Below are 523 nucleotides of genomic sequence, written 5' to 3'. Positions count from 1 at the left end.
CCCATAAAACGAATACATATCAAAACTGATCTTGATCAGTTCGTGCTTTTTCCCAGATTGGATACGTGGTGCTACCCACCCCGTATCGACCAGTTACCGCTTGACGACCAAAGCAAGGTGGACCCACTCCTTTTCCATTCCGAACAGGACAGTGAAACGCCTTAGCGCCGATGATAGTGGGCGTACGCCTGTGAAAGTAGGTCATCGTCAAGCTCTTATACCGAAACCCCGTCGGTGATCCGACGGGGTTTTATTTCCCTAGAGGTTGCAAGTCATAAAATATATGCTATAGTTATGAGTTGCAAATAGACAAGCGCTTTTTGAAAGCATGTTTAATGTAAACATACTTTCAAAAAACACTTGACAGTGTTTTGGAAATGATTCATAATTTCATTTCTCTGCAGCTAACAGCGCAACGCAGTAGTCGCGATGTTAGTAGTAGTATCGATACCGCTTATGACAAGCGTGTGTCAATTGATCTTTAACAATGTAACAGCCGATAAGTGTGGGCGCTTGGAATGCG

Annotated in this window: 1 rRNA gene; it reads left to right on the top strand. The window is 43.8% G+C overall.

The window, feature by feature from the left end:
- Positions 1-99: 99 nt before the first annotated feature.
- Positions 100-213: ribosomal RNA gene (rrf, locus tag ABD980_RS03635) — 5S ribosomal RNA — on the top strand.
- Positions 214-523: the final 310 nt, after the last annotated feature.

Source organism: Paenalcaligenes hermetiae (assembly GCF_039543645.1).
GTDB lineage: Bacteria > Pseudomonadota > Gammaproteobacteria > Burkholderiales > Burkholderiaceae_B > Paenalcaligenes > Paenalcaligenes hermetiae.
This window is presented reverse-complemented; position numbering and strand designations above follow the sequence as displayed.